Consider the following 24,028-nt stretch of genomic DNA (forward strand, 5'->3'; position numbering starts at 1 on the left):
CCGGGGGGCCGGGGGGCCGGGGGGCCGGGTGGCCGGGTGGCTGGTCGGCTGGGCGCGGCCGGCCGCTGGAATACGGGTGAGGCGTGCAGGCGGGGGCTTGCGGGGGAGAGAGGGAGAGAGGCAGGCGCGGGCAGGGAGGGTGTCAGGCCGCAGCCACGTCCGGCGCCGGTGTGCGGCCCGTTGCGTAGGTGTAGGAGGCGCCTATGACCTTCTTGGCCACGGCCAATTCGGCCTGGTCACGCGGGGCGTAGAGCATCACGACGTTGATGCCGTGGTCGTAGAGCGGGTGCTTCTCGCCCCAGCCGGAGGACAGGAAAGCCGCATGGTGGGCCGGGTCCAGCGCCAGGTGGAGACTGCCGTCGGCGTGCACGTGCGCGAACTCCTCGTCGCCGCGCGGCGGCATCAGCACCGCACCCCGGGCACAGGTCGCGCCGTCGAGGAACAGTGCGCGGGAGCTGGGGGCGGAAACCTTGCTCCGCCCCCAGGCGGTACCGGGCAGCGCGGCGGCCATCCACTGCAACAGCTCGCCCCTGACCTGGGCGGGGCTGGTCTGGCTCAACTGGAGGTGGGGGACCTCGGGGCCCGTTTGCGGCCGGTCGCCTTCACGGGTGGGGAGTGCCGGGAACGTCATGGTGGTGCCTCCTTGGGTGTCACGGGACCGCTCGGCTGCGAGGGGCGGTCGGCGTCTGCGGCTCCGGCGTGACCGGTCCGCTGTGCACACCCCAAGGCTAGTTTCCTGGGTATAGTGGTTTCCAATAGGAAAGTGCCCTGGTCGTGATCTCGGACCAGGAAGGAGAGGAGGAGCCGCGATGGATGCCGTGGAGCAGGCGTGCCCGATCAACCCGGTGATCGACCTGGTGTTCAGCCGCTGGACCACACCGATCCTGTGGGTCCTCGATCACCACGGCCGGCTGCGCTTCAACGAGCTACAGCGGCACCTGCCGACCATCACCCCGAAGGTCCTCACCCAGCGTCTGCGCCAGCTCGAACGCGACGGCCTGGTCATCCGCACGTACCACGCCGAAATCCCCCCGCGGGTCGAGTACGAGATCAGCGACCTGGGCCGCACCCTGACGCCGCTCTTCAGTGCCATCACGGACTGGTCCGCGACAAACCTCCCGGCCGTATCCGCCGCCCGTCGCGCCTACGACGAGGCCCGCGAGGAAGAAGAGGCCTGGGCCCAGGGCTGAGCTCAGGGCTGAGCCCAGGGGTGAGCCCAGGGCTGAGCCCAGAGGTGAGTGGACCCCCGATTCGCCGGCGCACGGACAGACGGCCGCGGCCACCGGCACGCATCCCGGTGGTGATGGAGCAGGAACGGATGCCAGAAGCCCCGCCGGTGATGGCCTGGGGCTTCTGGCATCCGTGGCGGGCGGGCCTTCGCGGCCTTTTGGGGAGTACGGCGAGGACGGCGACAGCAGGGTGAAGCGCAGACCGGTGCCCGCGCCGAGGATGTGCTCGTCGACGCTGCCCGAGCGCGGCGGCACGACCTGGTGCGCCGCTCACGTCGCGCCCCCAGGGGACTGTGCAGGCAGACCCTAGGCCTCGGGTTCCTCCCCCGCGGCGCCCCCGCCCGTCAGCTGGTCCTGTGGACGTAGCACCAGTCTCGCCACCACCCGTTCGGCGAGCGCGGTGACCGTATCCGGCTCCAGTCCGCTCTCCGTGCCCAGCTCCAGAACCCGTAGGCGTACCGACTCCAACTGGTCAGGGGTCAGGGGAGGCATGACCGTGGGGGCCGCGGGCCTGCGCGAGATTCTGCGCAGCAGTGTCCTCGACCGGGTGGCCGCGCCGGTGACAGCGGTGCCGGCGACCTTTCGTGCCGCCTCGTCCAGTACGAGCCACACCACCGGGGTGACCAGAGCGGTGACCTCGTGCAGGCCGAAGCCGAGCGGTTCGCGTGACCGGCGGCGGCCCGACAGGCGGGCTACGGCGCTGTCGTCGTCGGACCGCAACAGCCCTTCGAGCAGCACCATCTCGTCCGGTGCGGTGGCGGCCACGACCACGCGGACGATGTCCCGTACCAGCACACCGGCGTCGTCGTCCGGATGCCTGCCGGACGGCTCTGACTGCGAGTCCATCTGTCCCCCTCAACGAACGGACCGTCACCTACGGATGGTAGGTGTGCGCACCCCTTCGTGAGGGGTGTTCGGCGAGACCTCATGACTGCCGCTGAGCTGTGAGGCGGGCTGATGTGCCGTGAGGCGTGCGCGAGGGGTCCGGAGGCGGCGAGTTGAGGGGGCCGGAGGCGGCGGGCCGGGATCCTGAAGGCAGCGGGCCGGAGGTCTGAAGGCAGCGGACAGGGATGCCCGGAGACAACGAACTGGGGCCCGCACCAAAGGTGCGGGCCCCAGCTGTGTACTACGCGTCAGCGTCAGGCGGGAACGATGTTCTCGGCCTGCGGGCCCTTCTGGCCCTGCGTGACGTCGAAGCTCACCTTCTGGCCTTCCTGGAGCTCGCGGAAGCCCTGGGCGTTGATGTTCGAGTAGTGGGCGAAGACGTCAGCGCCGCCGCCGTCCTGCTCGATGAAGCCGAAGCCCTTTTCCGCGTTGAACCACTTCACGGTGCCAGTAGCCATGTCATATCTCCTTCGGGGCAGTGCCCGGGGACCGCACTGTGCGGACCCCGCGTCGCCGCGATGATTGCCCGTCCGGAAATACCCCGGAAATGCAAAAGCGCTCCCGCCGCGCAAGTCGGCGAGGGCACTTGAAGTCTTTGGGAACCACAACTGCAACTGAGATCGACGGTAGCACGGCCCGGCCGACCGTGCACGAACATTCTCACCGGCGCTTTGGGCTGCAAAAAAATGCCCATGCTGCGCCCTCTATTTCTGTTGTCGCGGAACCAGATATTGTCTGCCGGTGCCCTCCGGTCTGTCCGGGGCGGCCCCCTGACCAGCCGTCGGGCGATTCGCGCCCGTCGCGACGGGCGCCGGCCGCCGGGAGTCCGGCCGGGCGTCCGAAGAAGCATATGTTCGGTGCTCGGCACAGGAATTAGCGCAGCGTGTGCGGAGAGTTTATGGGGTGGAGTGGGGAGGGGTATCACATTTGACGCCCTACTGTCCGCTCCGTGCTACGGTCTGAGATTCGCTGCCGCCTTATCCTGCGCAGCCGAAAAGGACGCCCCTGACCTTCCGGTTCGCCGGGATGTCTTTCTATTCTTCGGTGTTTCTCCGGGCCAGGTGATCATCGCGGCGACGCCGGGCCCGCACAAGGTGGGCCCCGGTCACTACCTCGTGAGGAGAGGGTGAAATGGCTACCGGAATTGTGAAGTGGTTCAGCGCTGCAAAGGGCTTCGGATTCATCGAAGGGGCGCAGGGAGGCGTCGATGTGTACGCCCACTACTCGCACATTGCGGTCCCCGAACTTGTTGCACTGCAAGCAGGTCAGCAGGTGCATTTCGATCTCGCGCAGAGCCCCAAAGGTCCGTACGCGGAGAACATTCATCTCGCCTGATCTCCGAGTGCCCCGGCCTGTCTCCTGGTGTGCTGGCCGAAGCGGGTGCCACGCCGGGTCGATGCCGCCCGGCCGGTACGCGGCAGGTCGTGTCGGCGCGGGGGCGTGACCTGACCGTTACCTGGGTACACGGGCGGTGCGGTCGAGGCTGCATGGCGCGCTTGCGTCGAGCCCCGCCATGGCACATGCGATAGAGGAGTGACACGTCGTGGACTACATCTGGGCCTACCCGGAGGACAGTGGCTACCAGGGCCAGGAGCCCTTGACGGGGTTCACGGTGCAAGCCTCCGACGGAACGATCGGAACCGTGGACCGGCAGGTGGACCAGCCCGGCAGGCAGCATCTGGTCGTCGACACCGGCGTTTGGGTCTTCGGTAAGAGCGTGCTGATTCCGGCCGGAGCCGTGACGCAGATCGACCGGCACGCGAAGAAGGTGACCGTGGGCCGTGCCAAGGACGAGATCAAGGCCGCGCCCCGGTTCGTCGTCGACAGCCAGACCACCGACCCCGCCTATCTGACCGAAGTGGGGGCGTATTACGTCACCCTGGTAGGCGCACCCACCGGCTGACGAGCGGTGCCGGGCGGCTGTTCCCGGGTGTTTGAGCGGTGTCCCCATGGGCACGCGATCTTGCGTCAGGGAAACACACCGATCCATGAGGAGTGCGACCATGACCGCCACCGACAAAAAGGCTGCGAAGGCCGAGCAGATCAAGGGTGCCGCCAAGGAAACCGTGGGCCGTGCCGTGGGCAACGAGCGGATGACCGCCGAAGGCCGCGCCGAGCGCGCCAAGGGCGATATGCGTCAGGCCGCGGCGAAGGGCAAGGACGCTTTCCACCGATGACGGCGGCACGCAGCCCTGCCGGCAGAGGTGGCCCTGCGTTCAGAGAGTGAGGCGGTGGCCCGGAGGATTTGCCCTCCGGGCCACCGCCGCGTCATGTGCGGCGCCGCGTCGGGTATGGCGGCCGTGCTGACTCCGGCATCTGCTCCACTCCGCGGCGGGCGCCGGAAGCCGGTGCGCCCGAACCTTGTATCTGTCGTGGCGAGAGTGGATTTCCTTCGAGGAGGAGTGGGGCGTGACGACGGCCGCGGCGCGGAATCTGAGGGTTGCGGGCCCGGCCGAGGTCCAGGACGCTCCGCCGGAAGGGGACTTGCCCTCGATCGAGGAGGCGCGCCGGGTCGCGTCCAAGGCGCACGCCGGGCTGTCGGCGGAGGGCTGAGGCCGCCCGTCCGGTCGTACGCGTACATGTGCGCGAACCGCAGGCCGGAGTGGCCAGGGGTGCCTGAAGTGGGGGCAGCGCGGTGGGTGCGGGTCCGCCGCGACCGCGCTGTCGCCCCGTCGAGGCCGGTCATGGCCTGGAACTCTCGTGCGTGCGGTCTCAGGAGGCCTCGTGGGGCGTGACGGGATCGGCGGCCTGGCGAAGCTCCTCGTTGATGCGCTGGGCCTCTTCCAGTTGGTCTTCCAGGATGACGATGCGGCAGGCGGCGTCGATGGGCGTGCCGCTGTCGACGAGTTCGCGGACGCGGGACGCCAGGCGTAGTTGGTAGCGGGAGTAGCGGCGGTGGCCGCCCTCGGAGCGCAGTGGGGTGATCAGACGCGCTTCGCCCAGCGCCCGGAGGAATGCCGGGGTGGTGCCGACCATCTCGGCGGCGCGGCCCATGGTGTAGGCGGGGTAGTCGTCATCATCAAGGCTGTTGGCGAGGCTCGCTGGGTATTTGGAAGTCATTGCACCTTTTCTTCACGCACGTCGAGGGTCCCTGGTGCCGTACGGCACCAGGGACCCGAGCGGATCAACACCATCTAACCGGCTGACTGTGCCGGTTTCTTCTTTCCGCGTGATCGCCTGGGAGGGCGGACATGCGGGGATCGCGGATGCGTGACCGGGGACCACCTGCCAATCCGGGGTCTGCGGTACCCGAACCGGTTACTTCACGGTCCGGGCGATCCTGATGGTGGTTGCTCCTCTCCCTTCTCTTCAGCTGATCTTGCATGGCGGCCTTGCGGGCCGCCCGGCGCGGCAGCCAGTCCAGGGACCCTCTGTTCATCCCGGCCCCTGGGCTCCGCTTTCGCGCCGTAACCTGCTGCGGTAGTTCGCCTCTGCCGCAGCTTCCTGACTTCGTCGTTACGCCAGTAATTCTAGCCATGCCGAAGTCCAATGTCTACTACAGCCGCAACAGATTTATCTTTTCTCCGGGCCCATGTAATCTCCATCCATCCACCGGCCGGGGCGTTGCCGGGCCGCAGCGCCCGTGACGGTCCGCCGTAGTCGGCGCAACACCCGACCGTCCGCCGCAATCGGCGCCACATCAGCACCCAGGATGACGGAGCGCGGAGCGACCTGCCCACCCCGGGCGGACTGCTCGTGGGCGTCGCGCCGAACGCCCGCTTCACCACGGCCACCGCCGTCAGGGAGCTCCTGGACAGCTTCGGCGACGGCCTGGACGACGACACCGCCGTCCTCGCGCTCGGCGTACCCGCCGGCCGCCCGACCGGAGAGACGGCATGAAGGTCCTGCGCTGCCGCTGACCGTCGGCCCGGCCGCGTGCGGCCGCGCGCGGCCCGAGGAGTGGGAGCCACCTTGCGGGGCACCCGCGCTGAGGGCGGCGGAGTGCGGCCCCGTTCACGGTGTCTTTCGGTCATGCGCATGACGCCCCGGCGGGAACGGAGCAGGTCTGAGATGAGTGCTGATCAGGCGCGGAATGCGGTCGGTCCCACGTATGGCGAGCAGGAGCCCGGCAAGCAGGGCTCAGGGAATCGGGGACCGGGCAAGCAGAGGTCGGGGAAGCAGGACGGGGAGACCCGCAAGACGGTGTGGGTCGCGCTCGGGGCGAATCTCGGGATTGCGGTGGCCAAGGCCGTCGGGGGCGCGATCGCCGGTTCGCCGGCGCTGCTGTCCGAAGCCGCCCACTCGGTGGCCGACAGCCTCAACGAAGTGTTCCTGCTGGCCTCCCTCAGACGCAGTGAGCGCCCGGCGGATCCGCTCCATCCCTTCGGCTACGGCAAGGAGCGGTTCTTCTGGTCCCTGCTCGCCGCCGTGGGCATCTTCGTGACGGGCGGCTGCTTCTCGTTCCTCCAGGGCATCGAGGCGTTCCGGTCCGAGGAGTCGGAGTCGCTCAGCGGCTATGTCATCGGCCTGGTCGTGCTCGTCGTCGCATTGCTGGCCGAGGGCACGTCGCTGCTGCGGGCGCTGTCCCAGGTGCGCGCGCAGGCGAAGACCCACCACCGCAGCACACTGCACGAGATCAAGGTCAACGACGACCCGACGCTGCGCACGGTCCTGGCCGAGGACAGCACGGCATGTCTGGGCGTGCTGCTTGCCATCTTCGGCATGGCACTCCATATGGCCACCGGGAACGGCGTCTACGAGGCATGGGCCTCGCTGCTGATCGGTGCGCTGCTGGTCTACGTCGCGTACATCCTCGGCAAGAGTGCCCGTGCGCAGCTGATCGGCGAGGCGGCGGCGCCGGAGATGCAGCAGGAGATCCGTGACTTCCTGGACGGCCGGCCGGAGGTCGATGCCGTCACCGCCGCCATGACCATGCGGCTCGGGCCGGACTCCGTGATGCTCGCGGCCCGCGTCGACCTGGTGGCGGGTCTCGACAGCGAAGAGGTCGAAGAGGCGATGGTGCGGACCAAGCAGGAGCTGCGCGAGCGGTGGCCGGAGCTCGACCAGCTGTTCCTCGACGTCACGGATGCGTCCGTCGACGACCGGGTGTGGGCCCGTCGCGCCCGCAAGGACCTGGACGACGTGGTCGAGGAGCGCCGCCAGACGGATGCCGTGTAGCGCGGGCACTGCTCCGGGCGGAGCGATGAGCCGGCGAGTTGGGGGCACACGGTTCAAACGATCTTCGTCGACCTCTGGAGAGTCAGCACAGTCATGGTGACCCCCATACGCCGATCAGGCCCCCCGACCACCCGGAAGGCGTTCAGCCTGCGGAAGCTTTCGGCCTCGTTCGGCGTGGTCGTGATCGGTGTCGTCGGCGTCGGCCTGACCCTGAAGAAGGCCGTCGAGGGAGCGAGCGCCCACCCGGGCTCTTCCGTCATCGTCGGCGTGGTGGTGCCGGCGGCGGTGGTGGTGGTGTTCCTGCGCTGGGGACCGCGAAGGCGCGCCGCCCGCACCGCTCTTGGCGGTCCGGCTCCGATGTCACCCGAGGCGCGTGCCGTGGAATGCCACCGACTTCACCGATCCGGCGGTGGAGTACGCCGACCGGTGCGGCATCTTGTGCTTCGGCCACCCGGCCCTCAGTGACTGGGCGGCCGGTACCGGTCCGGCACCGTGGGAACAGTGATCACGCAGCAGAGTGGCGAGGGCGAGTGCCGTCCCGTCGGTGGTACCGGGTCGGCAGGAAGGGAGAGGGCGTGTGGCCGAGGGTGACGAGCGGCGGGAGCAGCCCGTACAGCAGGGGCGGGTCCACCGGGCGGGCCAGTGGTGGCGGCGGGCGTGGGGGTCGGCGGGCTACGAGCGCGACACACTGCTGTTGATCGGCAAGAGCACGCTGGCCGCCACGGTGGCCTGGGTGATCTCGTACCACCTGCTCCAGGCGCAGTCGCCGGCGTTCGCGCCGTTCTCCGCGGTGCTGATCATGCAGGTGACCGTCTACCAGTCGCTGTTGCAGTCGCTGCGCTATGTGGGGGCCGTGGTGACCGGCGTCGCGGTGCAGGCCGCCCTGGGGTTTCTGGTCGGGCCCGGCCTGCCGGCGTTCGTCCTGGTGGCACTGGTCGCGCTGGTCATCGGGCGGTGGCCGGCCCTCGGGGCGCAGGGCTCCCAGGTCGTCACCGCGGCGTTCTTCGCCTTCTCGACCTACATCTCCGCCACCTCGGACCTGGCGAAGGTCACCGAGCTCGGGCAGATCATCCTGCTGGTCCTCATCGGCTGCGGCGTGGGTGTCATCGTGAACGTCGCGGTGGTGCCCCCCTTGCGCTACCGCAGTGCCGAGCACAGCATCCGGACCCTCGCCCACGCCCTGTGCGACCTGGTCGGTGACATGTATCCGGTGCTGCGCGAGGGCGAACTCGACGAGGAGCGCAGCAGTCACTGGCGGACCCGGGCCGGACAGACCGAAGAGCTGATCTCGCAGGCCAGGTCCGGGCTGCGCACCGCCAGGGAGAGCCTCTACTACAACCCCCGGCGGCTCCTTCGCCGCAACCAGGGGCGCACCACCTTCGAGGGGTACGGCGCGGTGCTGGAGGCGCTGGAACGCGCGCTGTACCAGATGGCGTCGCTCACCCGGAGCATCGACAAGTGGCAGGAGGAGGAGAGCCGCCCCTACCGGACCTTCCTCGGACGCTACGCCGACTTCCTGGAAGCCATCGCCGACATCACACAAGTCCTCGGCACGCTCGACGAGGACGACCTCCACGACCAGGCGCAGCAGCTGTGCCGCCTGGCGGACACCGCTCAGCAACGCTGCCGCCAGGTGACCGAGGAGGCGGAACAGGCCGCACTGCCGCTCGCCGACCCGGCCCTCCCGTACGGGGTCCTGGTCGTCGAGTCCACCCGGCTCATGGAGGAGTTCCAGCACACCTGCGACGTGCTCCAGCGCTACGTCGACCGAGGAGACCAGGGAGACCGGGAAGACCAAGGAGATCAAGGAGACCAAGGACAGGAACGGGACTGACGGGCGGGGAGCGGGACTGCCGGGCGGGGGACAGGACTTGCCGGGCGCGGGACAGAGCTGACGGGCGTCTGCGCCGCGGCGCAGACGCCCGTCGGGCGAAGGGCGGATCAGCTGGTGACAGCCATACCGTCGCGCAGCTGGGACAGGCAGCGGGTGAGCAGGCGGGAGACGTGCATCTGGGAGATGCCCAGGACTTCGCCGATCTGGGACTGTGTCATCTCCTGGCCGAAGCGCAGCTCCAGGATCTGCCGGTCGCGCTCTTCGAGCTGGTCCAGGAGGGGCGCCAGGGCGTGGAGGTCCTCGAAGAGGTCCATGTCCTGGTCGCATTCGCCCAGCAGGTCGGCGAGCGGTGCGTCGTTGCCGTCGTCGTTGAGGGGCGCGTCGATGGAAGAGGCGTTGTAGCCGTTGGCGGCGACCTGGCCCTCGATGACCTCTTCCGTGGTGATGTCCAGATGCGCGGCGAGTTCGCAGACCTTGGGGTCGCGGCCGAGTTCGTTGGCGAGGTGCTCGTTGGCGCGGGCGAGGTCGACGCGCAGTTCCTGGAGACGGCGCGGAACGCGCACGTCCCAGGTGGTGTCGCGGAAGAACCGCTTCATTTCGCCCGTGATGTAGGGGATGGCGAGAGTGGTGAACTCGACCTCACGGGAGAGCTCGTAGCGGTCGATGGCCTTGATCAGGCCGATCGTGCCGACCTGCATGATGTCGTCCATGTCATCGCCGCGGTTGCGGAACCGGCGGGCGGCGTAGCGCACGAGCGAGAGGTTCATCTCGATGAGGGTGTTGCGCGCGTACTGGTACTCGTGCGTGCCCTCTTCCAGAGTTTCGAGCCGCGCGAAGAACAGGCGGGTCAGCTCCCGGGCGTCGCGCGGAGCGAGCGTCTCCGGGGACTCGATCAGGGGGAGGGCCTCCGCCGGCGCCCGGGTCGGAGCCTGAGCGAGGGGCACGTCAGCCGTCGTCCCGCTCTCGTGCCCGGTCCTTGTTGCCGTTGTGCTGTTGACGACCACGTCTGCTCCCATCCGTACTTGTGCCGTGCCCCGTTCGAGGTGCGGATGCCCCGAGCTGTTCGGTACATGCACGTGGATCCGGTGGATCCGGAATGGTCCCGGGGGTGGGGGGGGCGGTCCGGCTGGTGGGGGGGGGGAGCCCGCGCCCTGAGACGGCCGGCGTCCGAGCGTCCGAGCGTTCGGTGCGGGAGGCCCCCGGCCGTTCAACGTGCCGCGGGCAGGGTGACGGTGAAGGTGCTGCCCTCGCCGGGCGCGGTGCGTACGGTCACCGTGCCGCCGTGGGCTTCGGCGATCGACTGGACGATGCTCAGGCCGAGGCCCGCGCCGCCGGCGGCCGGATCGCGGGACTCGTCGCCGCGGTAGAAGCGTTCGAAGATGCGGTGCGCGGTGTCGGGGGCCATGCCGGGGCCTCGGTCGGCGACCGTCAGCTCCACCGTCCCGCCGGGCAGCGGGCGCGCCGCCACGGATATCGGTGTGCCGGGCGGGGTGTGGCGCAGGGCGTTGCTGAGGAGGTTTTGCAGCACCTGCCGGAGCCGGTCCTCGTCGCCGCGGGCGAAGACTTCGCCCTGCACCTCGGCGGTGATCGGTGTGCCGGGGTCGCGGACGCGGGCGTCGGTGACGGCCTCGTCGGCGATCGTGCCGAGATCGACCGGTTCGCCGGCCAGCGGGCGGCCCAGGTCGAGACGGGCGAGCAGCAGCAGCTCCTCGACCGTGGCGTGCATGCGGGCGGCCTCGCCCTCGATGCGCTGCATCGCCCGCTCGATCAGCTCGGGATCCTGGGCCAGACCGTGCAGATGGAGTTGGGCCCAGCCGCGGATCGTGGTCAGTGGTGTGCGCAGCTCGTGCGAGGCGTTGGCCACGAACTGCCGGAGCTGTTCCTCGGACCGCTGCCGCTCGTCGAAGGCCCGGTTGAGGGCGGTGCCGACCTCTCCCACCTCGGAGCAGGGCCGGGCGACCTCGATGCGCTGGTCGACGTCGCCGTCGGCGATCGCCGTCGCGGTGGCGGCCATGTCCCGCAACGGCCGCAGGCCCACGCGCAGTACGCCGCGGCTGAGGAGCACGATGCCGCCGAGCGCGCCCAGGGTGGCGGCGGCATCGGCGCCGATCAGCCAGTACACGACGTCCTCGGCCGGCTGGAGACTCTTGGCGACCACGACCGTGCTGAACGGCTGGGGCGGGGTGCCCGGCGCGCGGCGGACCGTGGCGGGCCGGCCGATGGGGAAGCTCAGGGCGCGGTAGCGCGGTACGGGTGCTCCCCGGGCCGACACGGTGAGGGTGTGCGCGGCGAATCCGTCCGGGACCGGCGTCGGCAGGTCGGGACGGGACCGGGGCTTCCCGTTGAGGTCCCGGCTTGGGGTCCGGGCGACCACCCGGCCGTGGTCGTCGACCAGCGCGATGTAGACGCCGTCGGGAATGAAGGAGTTGAGGCTGGCCTCGTCGACCGGGGTGGTCCGGTGGCGTACCCGGTCCTGAACAATGTCGCGGGTCTTGGTGAGAGTGGTGTCGGCGCCGTCGATGAGGTTGAGGCGCAGCCCGATCAGTGACACCGCGTTGACGGCCACCATGCCCCCGGCCGCCAGCAGGACGACCCCCACCATCAGCCGGGCCCGCAAGGAGCCTCGCCAGGCGCCGGCCATCAACCGTCTCCGGGGAGCCGCAGGCTGTAGCCGAATCCGCGCATCGTGTGGATCAGGGCGGGGTCCTGCGCGTCCACCTTCGCCCGGAGCCGGGACACCAGCTTCTCGACGACGCCCTCTCCGAAGTGGTGCTGCCACACGTGGTCCATGATCTGTTCTTTCGACATCACGTGGTCGGCGTTGATGAGCAGATAACGCAGCAGTTTGTACTCGGTCGGCGACAGCGCGATCAGCCGGTCCCCGCGCCGCACCCGCCTGCTGCGCTCGTCCACGGTCAGATCGGCGAACCGCAGCATCGGGCCGGCCTCCGCCGACCGGCCGGCCCGCCGCAACAAGGCGTGCACCCTGGCCAGCAGCTCGGGCAGGCTGAAGGGCTTGGTGAGGTAGTCGTCCGCGCCCATGGCGAAGCCCGTCACCCGGTCCTCGACGGAGTCGCGCGCCGTCAGGAACAGCACCGGCAGCCGCGCCCCGTTCTCCACCAGCCGCCGGCACACGGTGAAGCCGTCCAGGTCGGGCAGCATGACGTCCAGGACCAGCAGATCCGGGGGCCGCGCCTCGTACGCGCGCAGGGCCCCGGCGCCGCACCCCGCGGTCGCCACCGTGTACCCCGCAAGGCCCAGGGTGGTCTCCAGCAGCTCCGTCATCCGCGGGTCGTCGTCCACGACAAGCAGCCGTTGCCCCTTTCCCCGGGGCAACGGTGCGTCACTCGTCGGCGAGGCGGAGGGCATAGCAGGCACCAATCACGTCATGGAGTCTGCGACGACAACGAGCCGCCCCGGGCACCAGTTCCCCCGGGCGGCGTTCGTTCCCCGGGGCCGTGCGGAGGCGGTCAGGAAACGGTCAGGTTGTCGACCGGGACGGGTCAGCGGGGCCGGTTTCTCTTGAGCCACGACATCGGCCCGAGCACCGTCCGTCGAGAAGCCTGGAGATCCCGTGGACCCTGCCGCACCTCACGAAGCCGGCGGTGCGGACGCCGTCCGGACCGCCGTGCAGAAACGGCTGCGCGGCGCCGTGGTCGACATCGCGCCCGTCTTCGGATTCACCGTGACCTTCGCCCTCACCCATCGCCTCGGCGTCGCCCTCACGCTCGCCTTCGCCGCCGGGGCCGGGGTCTTCGCCTTCCGGCTGATCCGCGGGGAGCCCGTATGGCGCGCACTCGGCGTCCTCGGCCTCGTCTGCGTCCAGGGCGCGCTGGCCGCACGTACCGGACAGGCCACCGCCTTCTTCCTCCCGCACGTGCTGCTGCACTGCGTGATGGCCGTGGTGGCGCCGGTGCTGATCCTGCTCGGATGGCCGCCGATGGGGCTGATGGTGGGGCTGCTCACGGGGGAGCGGACCGGGTGGCGCCGCTGCGCGGTGCGCCGCCGGGCCTTCGCCAAGGGCAGCCTGGTCCTCTTCGCCGGAAACGTCCTGATGCTGGCCGTCCAGCTCCCGCTGTTCCTGTCCGGCCAGGCCGTCGCCCTCGGCTCGGTCGATGTCTTCGGGCCCCTCGTCTTCGCGCTCGGCGCACTGCTGGGGTGGCGCGTCTACCGGCGCTCCGTCGGTGCGCACCGCTGCGACCCGCCCCTGCGCGAAAGCGCCGGTACCGGCGCCGACCCTGCACACCCTCTGGAAAGGACCGTTCGATGACCGACACCCGGCCCACCACCCGGACCCAGCCCGCCGCGAGGCCCCAGCCGATGGTGCGGACCTGCCCGTTCGACCCGCCGCAGGAGTACCGGACGCTGCGCGAAGAGGCCCCGATCGCGCCGGTGGCCTTCCCGGACGGTACGAACGGCTGGCTGGTCACCCGGCATGCGGACGTACGGGCGGTGCTGTCCGACCCGCGGTTCGGCGCGAACCGCCGGCCGGCGCGGGCCGCTGCCGTGCCCGCCGGTACACCGGTGCCGCCGCCTCCGCCGGGGATGTTCATCATGATGGACGCCCCGGAGCACACCCGGATCCGACGGCTGCTCACCGGCCAGTTCACGGTGCGCCGGATGCGGCAGCTGGCCCCCGCGGTGGAACGGATCGTCGCCGAGCACCTGGACGCGATGGCGTCCGCCGAGCAGCCGGTCGACCTCGTCCAGGCCTTCGCGCTGCCCATCCCCTCGCTGGTGATCTGCGAGCTGCTCGGCGTGCCGTACGAGGACCGTGCGGACTTCCAGCGGAATTCGAGCACCATGCTCAGGCTCGACGCGAGCCAGGAGGAGGTCCAGCAGGCCCACCTGGCGATGAACCGGCACATCCACGAACTGGTCCTCGCCAAGCGTGCCCGCCCCACCGACGACATCCTCAGCGGCCTGGTGCAGGAAGGCAGTCTCACCGACGAGGAAATGGCCGGTGTCGGGGCGCTGTTGCTGCTCGCCGGGCACGAGACCACGGCGAACATGATCGCGCTGGGAACCATGTGCCTGTTGGGCAACCCCGGCCAGCTGGCGGCACTGCGCGCGGACGCCTCGCTGTGGGACAACGCCGTCGAGGAGCTCCTGCGCTACTTGACGATCATTCAGTTCGGCCTGCGCCGCGTGGTACGGGAGGACCTGGAACTGGACGGCCACCACATCGAGGCCGGCACCACGGTGCTCGCCTCCCTGACGTCGGGGAACCGCGACGCGGAACAGTTCCCCGGCGACCCCGACCAGTTGGACGTGCACCGGAAGTACAGCCCGCACCTCGCGTTCGGGCACGGCGCCCACCAGTGCATCGGCCAGCAACTGGCCCGGGTGGAGATGAAGGCCGCGCTGTCCGCCCTTATCGACCGGTTCCCCACCCTGCGGCTGGCCGTACCGGCGGACCAGGTGCCGATGCGCGACGACATGCTCATCTACGGCGTCCACGCACTGCCCGTGACCTGGTAGCCGCCGCCCGCACGGCCGGCGGCACGGCTGCCACGCGACACCGCATCACCGGAGAGACAGGAGAAGGAGAATTCCGATGAAGGTCATCATCGACGAGGACAAGTGCGTCGGCGCAGGTCAGTGCGTTCTGGCCGCCGAGGAGGTCTTCGACCAGCGGGAGGATGACGGCATCGTCGTCCTCCTGGACGCCCTCCCGCCGGACGCGCTGCACTCCTCGGTGGAGGACGCCGCGGCCCGCTGCCCGGCGCTGGCCATCGAGGTGCGGAAGTAGTGCCCGCGAGGGACCGGATCGTCGTGGTGGGCGCCTCGGCCGCGGGCCTCACCACGGCAGAGGCCCTGCGGCGCGAGGGCTTCACCGGGACGCTGACCATGGTCGGCGAGGAACTGCGGCCCCCGTACGACCGGCCGCCGCTGTCCAAGCAGGTCCTGGCCGGTGAACGGGAACCGGAGGCGACCGTGCTGCGCCAGGACGCGGACCTCCGGCGCCTGGCGCTGGACCTGCGCCTGGGCTGCCGGGCGACCGGCCTGGACCCGGCGGCGCGCACCGTCACCCTCGCGGACGGGGACCGGCTGCGCTACGACGGCCTGGTCATCGCGACGGGGCTGCGGCCGCGGCGGCTGCCCTTCGGCCACGACCTGGCCGGTGTGCATGTGCTGCGCACCCTCGACGACGCCCTGACGTTGCGCACGCAGTTGCTGAGCGGCCCCCGGGTCGTGGTGATCGGCGCCGGATTCCTCGGCAGCGAGACCGCCGCCACCGCACGGGGGCTCGGCCTGGACGTCACGCTCGTCGATGTCGCGCCCACCCCGCTGGCCGGGCAAGTCGGCACCTGGGCAGGCGGGTTGGTGGCCGGTCTGCACCGGGACCACGGAGTCCGTCTGCGCATGGGACACGGGGTCGGCGGCCTGACCGGCGAGCGCGGCCGGGTCACCGAGGTGGTGCTCGACGACGGGAGCCGGCTCCCCGCCGACGTGGTCGTGGTCGCGATCGGCTCGGTACCGGCCACCGACTGGCTGGCCGGCTCCGGCATCCCGTTGGGCGACGGGGTGCGCTGCGACATCCACTGCCGGGCCGCGCCCGGGATCTACGCGGCAGGGGACGTCGCCAACTGGCCGCACCCGGCCACCGGCGGTCGCGTCCGCCTCGAACAACGCACGAACGCCACCACACAGGCCCTGGTCGTCGCCAAGAACCTCCTCGCCGGCCCCGGGGACGCGACGCCTTACGCACCGGTCCCGTTCGGCTGGACGGATCAGTACGACGCCAAGATCCAGTTTCATGGCTGGTGTCCCCCCGGTGCGCGGGCCGAATGCGTCGACGGCGACCCGGGGGCACGCAAGTTCGTCGCGCTCTACCGGGACCGCGGCCGCGTGGTGGGCGCGCTCGGCTGGAACAGCGCCCGCGCCCTGCGCGAGTACCGCAGCCACATCGGCAGCGAGGCGGCGCCGCTCGCGACGGCGGAGGGCTGAACCGGAGCGCTGAACCGGAGGGGTGGCGGGAGGCTGAACTGGAGGGGTGAAGGGGCCGGTGGGGGAAGGGTTTTGACGGGCGGGGGGAGGCCTACCGGCGTAAGTTCACCGGCATGGTGACTTCGATGACGCATGAGGATTACGAGCGGCGGATGGACCGGGCGGGCCGGGCCGCGGCCGACGCCGGGCTGGCCGGGCTGATCGTGACGCCGGGTCCTGATCTGGTGTGGCTGTGCGGCTACCGGCCGCCCGCGGCCACCGAGCGGCTGACCGCCCTGGTGATCGAGCCGGGGCGGCGCTCGCGGCTGCTGGTGCCCGTACTGGAGTACCCGGATGCGGAGCTCTCTCCGGGGGCTCGGGCGCTGGAGGTGTCGGGGTGGACCGACGGGTCGGAGCCCTATGCGGAGGTCGCCAAGTGGGTGGATCCGCAGGGGCGTTACGGGGTGTCCGACGCGACCTGGGCGCTGCATCTGCTGGGGTTCCAGCGGTCGCTGCCGGGGACCGCGTACGCCGCGCTGACGGAGGTGCTGCCGATGCTGCGCGCCGTCAAGGACGCCCATGAGGTGGAGCGGCTGGCCGCGGCCGGGGCCGCCGCGGATGCGACGTACGAGGAGATCCTGCGGGTGCGCTTCGGCGGGCGGCGGGAATCCGAGGTGGCGGCGGACCTGGCGCGGCTGCTGACCGGGCACGGGCACAGCCAGGTGGACTTCACGGTCGTCGGATCGGGCCCCAACGGCGCCAATCCGCACCACGAGGCCGGGGAGCGGGTCATCGAGGACGGCGACATGGTCGTGCTGGACTTCGGTGGTCTCAAGGACGGGTACGGGTCGGACACCTCGCGGACCGTGCATGTCGGGGAGCCGGGCGCCGAGGAGCGCAAGGTGCACGACATCGTGCGGGAGGCGCAGCAGGCGGCGTTCGAGGCGGTCCGGCCGGGCGTCGCGTGCCAGGACATCGACCGGGTGGCCAGGAAGATCATCAAGGCTGCCGGGTACGGCGAGTACTTCATCCACCGGACCGGGCACGGCATCGGGGTGACCACGCACGAGCCGCCGTATCTGGTGGAGGGCGAGCATCTGCCGTTGGTGCCCGGGATGTGCTTCTCGATCGAGCCGGGGATCTATCTGCCGGGGCGGTTCGGGGTCCGGATCGAGGACATCGTGACGTGTACGGACTCGGGCGGGCGGCGGCTGAACCTGACCGCGCGGGAGATGGCGGTGGTGCGGTAGGGCCGCCGGTCGGGCGGCCGGGCGGACGAGGGCCCGCGGCGTCCGGCACCGGCATCCGCTCCGGAAATCAGGGGTTTCCGCAGGTCGGGGCGCATTGTCAGTGGCGTGGTTCACGATGGGTTGCAGGCGTGGACAGGCACGGCGGACAGGCGCGGACGGCAGGAAGGCAGTGATCGCGTGGCAGGGCGCGGCAAGGAGACGGTGCGGGCGGTGCGGCGGCCGCAGGTGCGGTTGCCGGAGCTGGTGGCGTACGACGGCGGGGAGCTGGAGGACGAGGGGGATTACGACGGGCTGGAGTTCACCGGCGCCGACTGGGCCGGGCAGTCGGCGCGCGGCGCCCGCTTCATGGACTGCGCGCTGCGGCGGTGCACGCTCGACGAGACGGTGCTCGGCCGGGCGCGGATCATCGACAGTGTGCTGAGCGGGGTGCGCGGGGTCGGCACGGATCTCTCCCAGGCGTCACTGCGCGATGTGGAGGTGACGGAGGCCCGGCTCGGCGGGACGCAGTTGCACGGTGCGGTGCTGGAGCGGGTCGTGGTGCGCGGCGGGAAGATCGACTTCCCCAATCTGCGGAAGGCGAAGCTGCGGGATGTCGCCTTCGAGGGGTGTGTGCTGGTCGAGGCGGACTTCGCGGGGGCGGAGCTGGAGCGGGTGACGTTCGACGGCTGCACCCTGGCCCGGGCCGATTTCTCCGAGGCGCGGATGAAGGACGTCGATCTGCGGGGCGCGGCCGCGGTGGACATCGCGCGGGGCATCGACCGGCTGTCGGGCGCGGTGATCAGCGCGTCCCAACTGCTCGACCTGGCCCCGGCGTTCGCGGCGCAGATAGGCGTACGGGTGGAGTGAGGGCGCAGCCGGCGTACGGCGACGGCGCTACCGAGCCGTAGCGGCGAGTCCGCTACCGGGGACCGCGTCACCCGGGTTCGCCGCCAGGGTCCGCCACCGGGCCCGCGCCTCCGTCGCCGCATGCGGCGCGGCCGTGCGCACGCGGCCGGGGCGGCCCGTGGTCAGATGCGGGGGAAGCGGGCCTGGAGGTCCCAGATGGCCGGGTTGTCGTCGAGGCCGTCGTGCATGTCGGTGAGGTCGGCGATCAGGTCGTGCAGAAAGTCGCGGGCCTCGCGGCGCAGCGCGGAGTGGTTGAAGGTGAGCGGGTCCTCGTCGGCCGGCATCCAGTCGGCGTCCACGTCCACCCACCCGAAGCGGCGCTCGAAGAAGATCCGGTCGGCGGATTCGGTGAAGTCCAGCTCGGCGTGGACCGGGCGGGCCGAACGGTTGCCCCGGGGGTCGGTGTCGAGCTGCTCGACGATGTCGCACAGCGCCCAGGCGAAGTCGAGAACCGGCACCCAGCCCCAGGCCGTGGACAGCTCGCGGTCCGTCTTCGTGTCGGCGAGGTAGACATCGCCGCAGAAGAGGTCATGGCGCAGCGTGCGCACGTCCGCGGTCCGGTAGTCCGTCTGCGGCGGATCCGGGAAGCGGCGGGAGAGGGAGTACCCGAGGTCGATCACGTCTTGATGGTGTCACGCCGGTGTGGCGGCGGGTCGCCCGCGTCCGCCCCGCCCGTGCCTGCTCCCGCCATGCCCCGCTACACCGTGGTCAGCACCCGCGGCCCCTCGTCCGTCACCGCCACCGTGTGCTCGAAGTGGGCGGCGCGGGAGGCGTCCGTGGTGCGCAGGGTCCAGCCGTCGCCGTCCTCGTAGTAGGTGTGCTTGCCGCCGGCCAGGAACATCGGCTCGATGGCGATGAGCAGGCCGTGGCGGAGGGGGAAGCCGCGGTGGGGGCGGCCGTCGTTGGGGACCGACGGGTCCTCGTGCATCTGGCGGCCGATGCCGTGTCCGCCGAAGTCGCGCGGGATGCCGTAGCCGGCGGCGCGCCCCACGCTGCCGATCGCATGGGAGATGTCGCCGATCCGGGCGCCGACCACGGCCGCCGCGATGCCCGCCTCCAGCGCCTGCCGGGTGGTGTCCATGAGCCGCTGGTCCTCGGGGCGGGCGGTGCCGACCGTGAAGCTGACGGCCGCGTCGCCGGCCCAGCCGTCCACGAGGGCGCCGCAGTCGATGCTCACGAGGTCGCCGTCGCGCAGCCGCGTGGCGTCCGGGATGCCGTGCACGATCGCGTCATTGACGGAGGTGCAGAGGACTGCGGGGAAGGGGGTGGTGGCGAAGGAGGGCTGGTAGTTGAGGAACGGTGAGCCGGCGCCGGCCTCGCGCAGAGGCGGTATTTATTTACCGGTATTTGTTTACCGGTATTAGTATCACGGGCATGGTGCGAACTCCACTGACCCCTTGGGAACGCGAACGCGGTGAGCGGCTCGGCGCGCTGCTGCGCAGGGCGCGCGGCGAGCGGAGCATGGTCGAGGTCGCGGCGGCGGCGGGACTGTCCGCCGAGACGCTGCGGAAGATCGAGACCGGCCGGGCGCCGACACCGGCGTTCTTCACGGTTGCCGCGCTGGCCGGCACGCTCGGGCTGTCGCTCGACGAGGTGGCGGCGCTGGCCGCGCCCCCCGAAGCGGCCGGGAGCGCGGTGGCCTGAGCGAGGCCGCGGGGCGCCCGTCCGCCCGGTGGCAGTGCCCTCGGAACACGCCGAGGGCCGGCCCCCCAGGGGAACCGGCCCTCCGTTGCGCCGACCTGGCCGCGCGCCAGGATGCAGGCGTGACTCAGACGTTGACGCCGAAGTCCTGCGCGATGCCGACGAGGCCGGACGCGTAGCCCTGGCCCACCGCGCGGAACTTCCACTCCGCGCCGTTGCGGTACAGCTCGCCGAAGACCATGGCGGTCTCGGTGGCCGCGTCCTCGCTGAGGTCGTAGCGGGCGATCTCGGTGCCGCCGGCCTGGTTGAGGATGCGGATGAAGGCGTTCCGCACCTGGCCGAAGTTCTGGCTGCGGTTCTCGGCGTCGTAGATCGAGACCGGGAAGACGATCTTTTCGATGTCCGCCGGCAGCGCCGCCAGGTTGACGTTGATCTGCTCGTCGTCGCCCTCGCCCTGGCCGGTGACGTTGTCACCGGTGTGCACGATGGACTGGTCCGGCGTGGCCTTGTTGTTGAAGAAGACGAAGTGCTGGTCGGAGAAGACCTTGCCGCTCGGGTTGACCGCGATCGCGCTCGCGTCGAGGTCGAAGTCCGTGCCGGTGGTGGTCCGGACGTCCCAGCCGAGGCCGACCGTGACGGCGGTAAGGCCCGGTGCCTCCTTGGTGAGCGAGACGTTGCCGCCCTTGGACAGGCTTACAGCCATGGGATGTCCCTTTCCTTGTCGACTCGTCGAATCGTCGGGCTCCGTACTGCGGACGAAGCTACCGTCACCCACCACAACGCGATGAGGGGACCGCCAGGTTCCAGGAGTCTTTACTCTCTTTGCCGAATCCTGATGCGGACGCCCCGGCGAATGCCCCGAAAAGCGGGTGACGGGGCCCTGTGGCACGCGAGATCATAGGACTCATGTCCGGGCCCTATGTCATCCGCGGTTCGGTCGTCCTTCCAGAGGCCGAGCTCGTATGGCGTTTCTCGCGCTCCTCAGGTCCGGGCGGCCAGCACGTCAACACCAGCGACAGCCAGGTCGAGCTGCGCCTCGACCTCGGCAGGACGCAGGCGCTGCCGCCGGTGTGGAAGGAGCGCGCCCTGGAGCGGCTGGCGGGCCGGCTGGTCGACGGCGTGCTGTCGGTGCGCGCCTCCGAGCACCGCTCGCAGTGGCGCAACCGCGAGACCGCGGCCGTCCGGCTGGCCTCGCTGCTCGCCGAGGCCACCGCGCCCCCGCCCAAGCCGCGCCGCAAGTCGCGGATCCCGCGGGGCATCAATGAGCGGCGGCTGCGCGAGAAGAAGCAGCGCGGCGACACCAAGCGCGGCCGCTCGGGCCGCGACTGGGGCTGACCGCCCCCTCCGGCCGCCCCGCCCGCCGGCGCCTCCCGGCTCTCACGCCAGCTGCCTCCCGGCTCTCATCCCAACTGCCGGTACTTCCCCCGGAAATACGTCAGCGGCCCGTCGTCCTCGTTCGGAATCGACGTGGCCAGTACGCGGGCGATGACGAGCGTGTGATCGCCGGCCACGACCCGCTGCTCGGTGCGGCACTCCATGGTCGCGAGCGCTCCGCCGACGAGCGGGGCACCGGACACTTCGCCCCGTACGAAGGGAATGTCCGCGAAGAGCAGCCGGTCGCTGATGCGCCCCTTCATCGCGAACCGTCCGGCAATCTGCCGCTGATGCCCCGAGAGCACCGACACCGCCCAGAGCGGCTGGAGCTCCAGCAGGTCGTCCATCCGTGAGTCGTTGCGAACGCTCACCATCACGAGCGGCGGATCGAGGGACACGGACAGGAACGCCGTGGCGGTCATGCCGATGTCCTCGCCGTGCGGCCCCTCGTCCGGGTCGTGGGCGGTGATCAGCACCACTCCGGCGGCGAGGCGGGACAGGGCGGCGCGGAATTCTTCGTCACTCACTCCCACAGAATGCGGGATGGGCGTACCGCCCGGCACGGAGGTGAGGGCGACGGTGGGTGCGGAAGAGGCGGCGGGCCCGGAGGCTGCTGTATCGGCAGGGCTTTTCGTGAACACGCCATAAACGCTAACTTCGTCGGCCCCCTGCGCGCATCGGGCCCGGGGACCATCCGCGTCCTAGGTCTGACGACGGAAGTCCGGAACGCTCGGAAATTTGCGTTCAGGAAGTGTAGAAAGAGTGAAGGCGCGCTTCCGTGGTGGCTTTCTGGGAGATCGCCAAACGTCTTTACGGGTTTGTGACTTGAGTCACAGCAGGCGCTAATTGTTGACCCTGTGTACCGGGTGAACAGCTCACTGTGATTCAGTGAGCGTGGAATCGGACGACAAGGAATCGTGGAGTTTGCTGTCGAGGTCTCAGGGAGAGCGAGCGATGGAGACCGAGTCGGAGCCGTACGTCCGTCTTGCGACCCTGCGGCAGCTGCACCAAGTGGTCGCCGAGCTGAACACCGCACGCAGCCTCGCGGAAACCCTTCAGACGGTCGCCGACGGCGCGATCACCGGGCTCGGCTATGAGCTGGCCGCGGTCAATCTCGTCCGCCCCGACGGCGATCTCGTGGTCGCCGCGGTCGCCGGCAGCGCGGGCGCCGAGGCGCTGATGGCCGGACGGGTCGGCTCCCGCACCTCCTGGGACCGCCGGCTGTCCATGGGCGAGCGCTGGGGCGACCTGTGCTTCATCCCGCACACCGAGGGCTGGGTGCTCGATGACGACGACGTACCGCAGTGGCATACGGCCGGACCCGCACCCCGCTTCCCCGACGAGTGGCACCCCATGGACCGCCTCTTCGCGCCCATGTACACCGCGGCGAACGGCGGCGGCGAGCTGCTCGGAGTGATCTCCGTCGACCGGCCGCGCAACGGCCGGCGGCCCGGCCCCTGGGGCCAGGAAGCCCTCCAGATGTACGCCTTCCAGTCCGCCATCGCGATCAGCAACGCCCGGCTGCGGGCCAATATGCAGCGCGCCCTGGTCCGGCTGGAGCGCGAGCAGCAGGCGCTGCGCGCCAGCGAGGAGAGCTTCCGCCAGGCGTTCGAGTACGCGCCGAGCGGTATGGCCGTGGCCGAAATGGGCGGTGACCAGCACGGGCGGCTGCTACGGACCAACGATGCGCTGTGCCGGCTGCTGGGCCGCCCGGCCTCCGGGATGCGCCGCTACTCCTTCTCCGACCTGGTCCACCCCGAGGACATCGGCACGCTGCTGCGCACCTCCGCCGAGGGTGGCCGGGCCGAGCTGCGGCTGGCCCGCCGGGACGGCACCTACGTGTGGGTCTCGCTGCGCAACTCCGTCGTCGCCGACACCACCGACGGCCCCCGCTTCCTGCTCACCCACGTCGAGGACATCGAGGAGCGCAAGCGCCACGAGCTCCAGCTCGCGCACCGCGCCAGCCACGATTCGCTGACCGGGCTGCCCAACAGCGCCGAGCTGCGGACCCGGCTCGGCGCCCGGCTGTGCTCCCGCCCGCCCGGCTCGATGGCGGACGCCTACGCCTCCTCGGGTGTCATCCACACCGATCCCCGGGACGCGCACGGCTTCCGGCCGGACGGGAAGGAGCCCTTCGACGGGCTCGACGGCTTCGAGGGCGGGCTCCCGGCCCCGTTCGACCACCATGTCCATCTCGTCGCCCCCGCGGACGGGCCGGCCGACGACGGCTCGAAGGGGCTCGCGGTCCTCTTCTGCGACCTCGACGGCTTCAAGTCGATCAACGACCGCTTCGGGCACAACACCGGCGACGCGGTGCTGATAGAGGTCGCCCGCCGGCTGACCAGCGGCGTCCGGGACGGCGATACGGTCGCCCGGCTCGGCGGCGACGAATTCGTGGTGCTCGCCGACGGCCTCGGCACCGCCGACGCCGAGGACCTCGCGGTCCGGCTGCGGAACGCGATCATCCCGCCGATCCGCGTGGAGGGCCGGGCGGTCCGGGTGGGCGCCAGCTTCGGCATCGGCTGGGCGAGCTGCGGGATGACGGCCGAGGAAGTGCTGGAGTCGGCCGATCAGCGGATGTACGTCGAGAAGCGCTCCCGCTCGAAGACGAACCGGCGGGCGGCGGGCTGAGCCACGGGCGCTTCGCCGCGACGGCCGGGCCCGGTGCCGCGTATCTCACACCGGGCCCGCTCCGGCCCCCGCACCAGCAGTTCACCGATCCGTAGCGATCTTGTGGCCCTTCGGGCTCGGTATGCGGCGGCCTTCAGGGGGTAGGCTGCGCCGATGCGGCGCGGCGCCGCCGGGGGCCCGAAAGACAGTTCGCGCAGAAGAATGACTGCCGACGCGCGAAGACGCGCACGACGCGCACAGATCGCTTGGGA

The 24,028-nt window shown here is 70.7% G+C and carries 26 protein-coding genes and 2 pseudogenes; 17 read left to right on the forward strand and 11 right to left on the reverse strand.

The window, feature by feature from the left end; all coding sequences use genetic code 11:
- Positions 1–142: 142 nt before the first annotated feature.
- Complete coding sequence (locus tag IF67_RS0130490) at positions 143–631, reverse strand: luciferase family protein (RefSeq protein ID WP_030991126.1); 489 nt, start codon at positions 629–631, stop codon at positions 143–145.
- A 178-nt stretch (positions 632–809) separates the two neighbouring features.
- On the opposite strand from IF67_RS0130490, the gene IF67_RS0130495 reads away from it, so the two are divergent.
- The gene (locus tag IF67_RS0130495) at positions 810–1,190 is read left to right on the forward strand and encodes a winged helix-turn-helix transcriptional regulator (protein ID WP_030991127.1); all 381 of its coding nucleotides are present in this window, start codon (positions 810–812) and stop codon (positions 1,188–1,190) included.
- 345 nt (positions 1,191–1,535) lie between these two features.
- Here IF67_RS0130495 and IF67_RS44420 read toward each other — a convergent pair whose 3' ends face one another.
- A complete protein-coding gene (locus IF67_RS44420) occupies positions 1,536–2,075 on the reverse strand; it encodes a hypothetical protein (protein WP_063754405.1) in 540 nt (179 codons plus the stop codon).
- 293 nt (positions 2,076–2,368) lie between these two features.
- The gene (locus IF67_RS0130505) at positions 2,369–2,572 is read right to left on the reverse strand and encodes a cold-shock protein (RefSeq protein ID WP_030991131.1); all 204 of its coding nucleotides are present in this window, start codon (positions 2,570–2,572) and stop codon (positions 2,369–2,371) included.
- Between the two features lie 673 nt (positions 2,573–3,245).
- Here IF67_RS0130505 and IF67_RS0130510 point away from each other — a divergent pair.
- From IF67_RS0130510 to IF67_RS0130525, 4 genes are all read left to right on the forward strand, one after another.
- Positions 3,246–3,449, forward strand: a complete 204-nt coding sequence (locus IF67_RS0130510; protein WP_030991133.1) for a cold-shock protein — start codon at positions 3,246–3,248, stop codon at positions 3,447–3,449.
- Between the two features lie 208 nt (positions 3,450–3,657).
- A complete protein-coding gene (locus IF67_RS0130515; protein WP_030991135.1) occupies positions 3,658–4,017 on the forward strand; it encodes a hypothetical protein in 360 nt (119 codons plus the stop codon).
- 100 nt (positions 4,018–4,117) lie between these two features.
- A complete protein-coding gene (locus tag IF67_RS0130520; RefSeq protein ID WP_030991137.1) occupies positions 4,118–4,291 on the forward strand; it encodes a CsbD family protein in 174 nt (57 codons plus the stop codon).
- Positions 4,292–4,523: 232 nt separating this feature from the next.
- Positions 4,524–4,667, forward strand: a complete 144-nt coding sequence (locus IF67_RS0130525) for a hypothetical protein (RefSeq protein ID WP_158713185.1) — start codon at positions 4,524–4,526, stop codon at positions 4,665–4,667.
- A 159-nt stretch (positions 4,668–4,826) separates the two neighbouring features.
- Here the strand turns inward: IF67_RS0130525 and IF67_RS0130530 are convergent, their stop codons facing one another.
- Positions 4,827–5,174 carry a MerR family transcriptional regulator gene (locus IF67_RS0130530; RefSeq protein WP_030991140.1) on the reverse strand — a complete coding sequence of 116 codons (348 nt, stop codon included), beginning with the start codon at positions 5,172–5,174 and terminating at the stop codon, positions 4,827–4,829.
- 594 nt (positions 5,175–5,768) lie between these two features.
- Here IF67_RS0130530 and IF67_RS43955 point away from each other — a divergent pair.
- From IF67_RS43955 to IF67_RS0130555, 3 genes and pseudogenes are all read left to right on the forward strand, one after another.
- Positions 5,769–5,954, forward strand: a pseudogene (locus tag IF67_RS43955) (hypothetical protein); the annotation flags it as partial.
- Between the two features lie 171 nt (positions 5,955–6,125).
- The gene (locus IF67_RS39620) at positions 6,126–7,232 is read left to right on the forward strand and encodes a cation diffusion facilitator family transporter (protein WP_078889724.1); all 1,107 of its coding nucleotides are present in this window, start codon (positions 6,126–6,128) and stop codon (positions 7,230–7,232) included.
- Between the two features lie 577 nt (positions 7,233–7,809).
- Entirely contained in the window at positions 7,810–9,066 is a 1,257-nt protein-coding gene (locus IF67_RS0130555) for an FUSC family protein (RefSeq protein WP_051818750.1), read from the forward strand.
- 107 nt (positions 9,067–9,173) lie between these two features.
- Here the strand turns inward: IF67_RS0130555 and IF67_RS0130560 are convergent, their stop codons facing one another.
- The 3 genes from IF67_RS0130560 to IF67_RS0130570 form a co-directional block, all read right to left on the reverse strand.
- Entirely contained in the window at positions 9,174–10,082 is a 909-nt protein-coding gene (locus IF67_RS0130560; RefSeq protein WP_078889725.1) for an RNA polymerase sigma factor SigF, read from the reverse strand.
- Positions 10,083–10,273: 191 nt separating this feature from the next.
- Complete coding sequence (locus IF67_RS0130565) at positions 10,274–11,707, reverse strand: sensor histidine kinase (RefSeq protein ID WP_030991149.1); 1,434 nt, start codon at positions 11,705–11,707, stop codon at positions 10,274–10,276.
- Positions 11,707–12,369: a response regulator transcription factor gene (locus IF67_RS0130570; RefSeq protein WP_078889726.1), complete on the reverse strand. Its 663-nt coding sequence runs from the start codon at positions 12,367–12,369 to the stop codon at positions 11,707–11,709. Before IF67_RS0130570 ends, IF67_RS0130565 begins: the two co-directional genes overlap by 1 nt.
- Before the next feature lie 271 nt (positions 12,370–12,640).
- On the opposite strand from IF67_RS0130570, the gene IF67_RS39625 reads away from it, so the two are divergent.
- The 6 genes from IF67_RS39625 (at position 12,641) to IF67_RS0130600 (ending at position 18,092) form a co-directional block, all read left to right on the forward strand.
- Positions 12,641–13,336 (forward strand): DUF3159 domain-containing protein, encoded by a 696-nt coding sequence (locus IF67_RS39625; protein ID WP_051818755.1) that lies wholly within the window; start codon positions 12,641–12,643, stop codon positions 13,334–13,336.
- Positions 13,333–14,547, forward strand: coding sequence for a cytochrome P450 (locus IF67_RS0130580; RefSeq protein ID WP_030991155.1), 1,215 nt, complete (start codon positions 13,333–13,335; stop codon positions 14,545–14,547). Before IF67_RS39625 ends, IF67_RS0130580 begins: the two co-directional genes overlap by 4 nt.
- A gap of 76 nt (positions 14,548–14,623) precedes the next feature.
- Positions 14,624–14,818, forward strand: coding sequence for a ferredoxin (locus tag IF67_RS0130585; RefSeq protein WP_030991157.1), 195 nt, complete (start codon positions 14,624–14,626; stop codon positions 14,816–14,818).
- A complete protein-coding gene (locus IF67_RS0130590; RefSeq protein WP_030991158.1) occupies positions 14,818–16,017 on the forward strand; it encodes an NAD(P)/FAD-dependent oxidoreductase in 1,200 nt (399 codons plus the stop codon). The genes IF67_RS0130585 and IF67_RS0130590 overlap by 1 nt, the downstream gene beginning before the upstream one ends.
- 125 nt (positions 16,018–16,142) lie before the next feature.
- On the forward strand, positions 16,143–17,246 hold the full coding sequence (locus IF67_RS0130595; protein WP_037840073.1) for an aminopeptidase P family protein: 1,104 nt from the start codon (positions 16,143–16,145) through the stop codon (positions 17,244–17,246).
- Between the two features lie 201 nt (positions 17,247–17,447).
- On the forward strand, positions 17,448–18,092 hold the full coding sequence (locus IF67_RS0130600) for a pentapeptide repeat-containing protein (protein WP_030991162.1): 645 nt from the start codon (positions 17,448–17,450) through the stop codon (positions 18,090–18,092).
- A 161-nt stretch (positions 18,093–18,253) separates the two neighbouring features.
- Here the strand turns inward: IF67_RS0130600 and IF67_RS0130605 are convergent, their stop codons facing one another.
- Together IF67_RS0130605 and map are read right to left on the reverse strand one after the other, a co-directional pair.
- Positions 18,254–18,751, reverse strand: coding sequence for a hypothetical protein (locus IF67_RS0130605; protein WP_030991163.1), 498 nt, complete (start codon positions 18,749–18,751; stop codon positions 18,254–18,256).
- Positions 18,752–18,828: 77 nt separating this feature from the next.
- Positions 18,829–19,455, reverse strand: a pseudogene (gene map / locus IF67_RS0130610) (type I methionyl aminopeptidase); the annotation flags it as partial.
- Between the two features lie 50 nt (positions 19,456–19,505).
- On the opposite strand from map, the gene IF67_RS0130615 reads away from it, so the two are divergent.
- Positions 19,506–19,775 carry a helix-turn-helix domain-containing protein gene (locus IF67_RS0130615; RefSeq protein WP_030991166.1) on the forward strand — a complete coding sequence of 90 codons (270 nt, stop codon included), beginning with the start codon at positions 19,506–19,508 and terminating at the stop codon, positions 19,773–19,775.
- 124 nt (positions 19,776–19,899) lie between these two features.
- Here IF67_RS0130615 and IF67_RS0130620 read toward each other — a convergent pair whose 3' ends face one another.
- Positions 19,900–20,475 carry a TerD family protein gene (locus IF67_RS0130620; RefSeq protein WP_030991168.1) on the reverse strand — a complete coding sequence of 192 codons (576 nt, stop codon included), beginning with the start codon at positions 20,473–20,475 and terminating at the stop codon, positions 19,900–19,902.
- A gap of 203 nt (positions 20,476–20,678) precedes the next feature.
- Here IF67_RS0130620 and arfB point away from each other — a divergent pair, with 203 nt between their 5' ends.
- Positions 20,679–21,107, forward strand: coding sequence for an alternative ribosome rescue aminoacyl-tRNA hydrolase ArfB (gene arfB, locus IF67_RS0130625; protein WP_030086939.1), 429 nt, complete (start codon positions 20,679–20,681; stop codon positions 21,105–21,107).
- 65 nt (positions 21,108–21,172) lie between these two features.
- Here arfB and IF67_RS0130630 read toward each other — a convergent pair whose 3' ends face one another.
- Positions 21,173–21,787 carry a flavin reductase family protein gene (locus IF67_RS0130630; protein WP_199812804.1) on the reverse strand — a complete coding sequence of 205 codons (615 nt, stop codon included), beginning with the start codon at positions 21,785–21,787 and terminating at the stop codon, positions 21,173–21,175.
- A 313-nt stretch (positions 21,788–22,100) separates the two neighbouring features.
- Between IF67_RS0130630 and cdgB the strand changes: the two genes are divergently transcribed.
- A complete protein-coding gene (cdgB, locus tag IF67_RS0130635; RefSeq protein ID WP_030991172.1) occupies positions 22,101–23,777 on the forward strand; it encodes a diguanylate cyclase CdgB in 1,677 nt (558 codons plus the stop codon).
- Positions 23,778–24,028 lie beyond the last annotated feature (251 nt).

Source organism: Streptomyces sp. NRRL S-1813 (genome assembly GCF_000719605.1).
Taxonomy (GTDB): domain Bacteria; phylum Actinomycetota; class Actinomycetes; order Streptomycetales; family Streptomycetaceae; genus Streptomyces; species Streptomyces decoyicus.

Excerpts from the sequence above, each read along its gene's own strand:
- IF67_RS0130530 (WP_030991140.1), bottom strand. The coding sequence starts at position 5,174 with ATGACTTCCAAATACCCAGCGAGCCTCGCCAACAGCCTTGATGATGAC.
- arfB (WP_030086939.1), top strand. The coding sequence starts at position 20,679 with ATGTCCGGGCCCTATGTCATCCGCGGTTCGGTCGTCCTTCCAGAGGCC.
- IF67_RS0130490 (WP_030991126.1), bottom strand. The coding sequence starts at position 631 with ATGACGTTCCCGGCACTCCCCACCCGTGAAGGCGACCGGCCGCAAACG.
- IF67_RS39620 (WP_078889724.1), top strand. The coding sequence starts at position 6,126 with ATGAGTGCTGATCAGGCGCGGAATGCGGTCGGTCCCACGTATGGCGAG.
- IF67_RS0130560 (WP_078889725.1), bottom strand. The coding sequence starts at position 10,082 with ATGGGAGCAGACGTGGTCGTCAACAGCACAACGGCAACAAGGACCGGG.
- IF67_RS0130615 (WP_030991166.1), top strand. The coding sequence starts at position 19,506 with ATGGTGCGAACTCCACTGACCCCTTGGGAACGCGAACGCGGTGAGCGG.
- IF67_RS0130580 (WP_030991155.1), top strand. The coding sequence starts at position 13,333 with ATGACCGACACCCGGCCCACCACCCGGACCCAGCCCGCCGCGAGGCCC.
- IF67_RS0130520 (WP_030991137.1), top strand. The coding sequence starts at position 4,118 with ATGACCGCCACCGACAAAAAGGCTGCGAAGGCCGAGCAGATCAAGGGT.
- IF67_RS0130495 (WP_030991127.1), top strand. The coding sequence starts at position 810 with ATGGATGCCGTGGAGCAGGCGTGCCCGATCAACCCGGTGATCGACCTG.
- IF67_RS0130565 (WP_030991149.1), bottom strand. The coding sequence starts at position 11,707 with ATGGCCGGCGCCTGGCGAGGCTCCTTGCGGGCCCGGCTGATGGTGGGG.
- IF67_RS0130585 (WP_030991157.1), top strand. The coding sequence starts at position 14,624 with ATGAAGGTCATCATCGACGAGGACAAGTGCGTCGGCGCAGGTCAGTGC.
- IF67_RS0130620 (WP_030991168.1), bottom strand. The coding sequence starts at position 20,475 with ATGGCTGTAAGCCTGTCCAAGGGCGGCAACGTCTCGCTCACCAAGGAG.
- IF67_RS0130510 (WP_030991133.1), top strand. The coding sequence starts at position 3,246 with ATGGCTACCGGAATTGTGAAGTGGTTCAGCGCTGCAAAGGGCTTCGGA.
- IF67_RS0130505 (WP_030991131.1), bottom strand. The coding sequence starts at position 2,572 with ATGGCTACTGGCACCGTGAAGTGGTTCAACGCGGAAAAGGGCTTCGGC.
- IF67_RS44420 (WP_063754405.1), bottom strand. The coding sequence starts at position 2,075 with ATGGACTCGCAGTCAGAGCCGTCCGGCAGGCATCCGGACGACGACGCC.
- IF67_RS0130595 (WP_037840073.1), top strand. The coding sequence starts at position 16,143 with ATGACGCATGAGGATTACGAGCGGCGGATGGACCGGGCGGGCCGGGCC.
- cdgB (WP_030991172.1), top strand. The coding sequence starts at position 22,101 with ATGGAGACCGAGTCGGAGCCGTACGTCCGTCTTGCGACCCTGCGGCAG.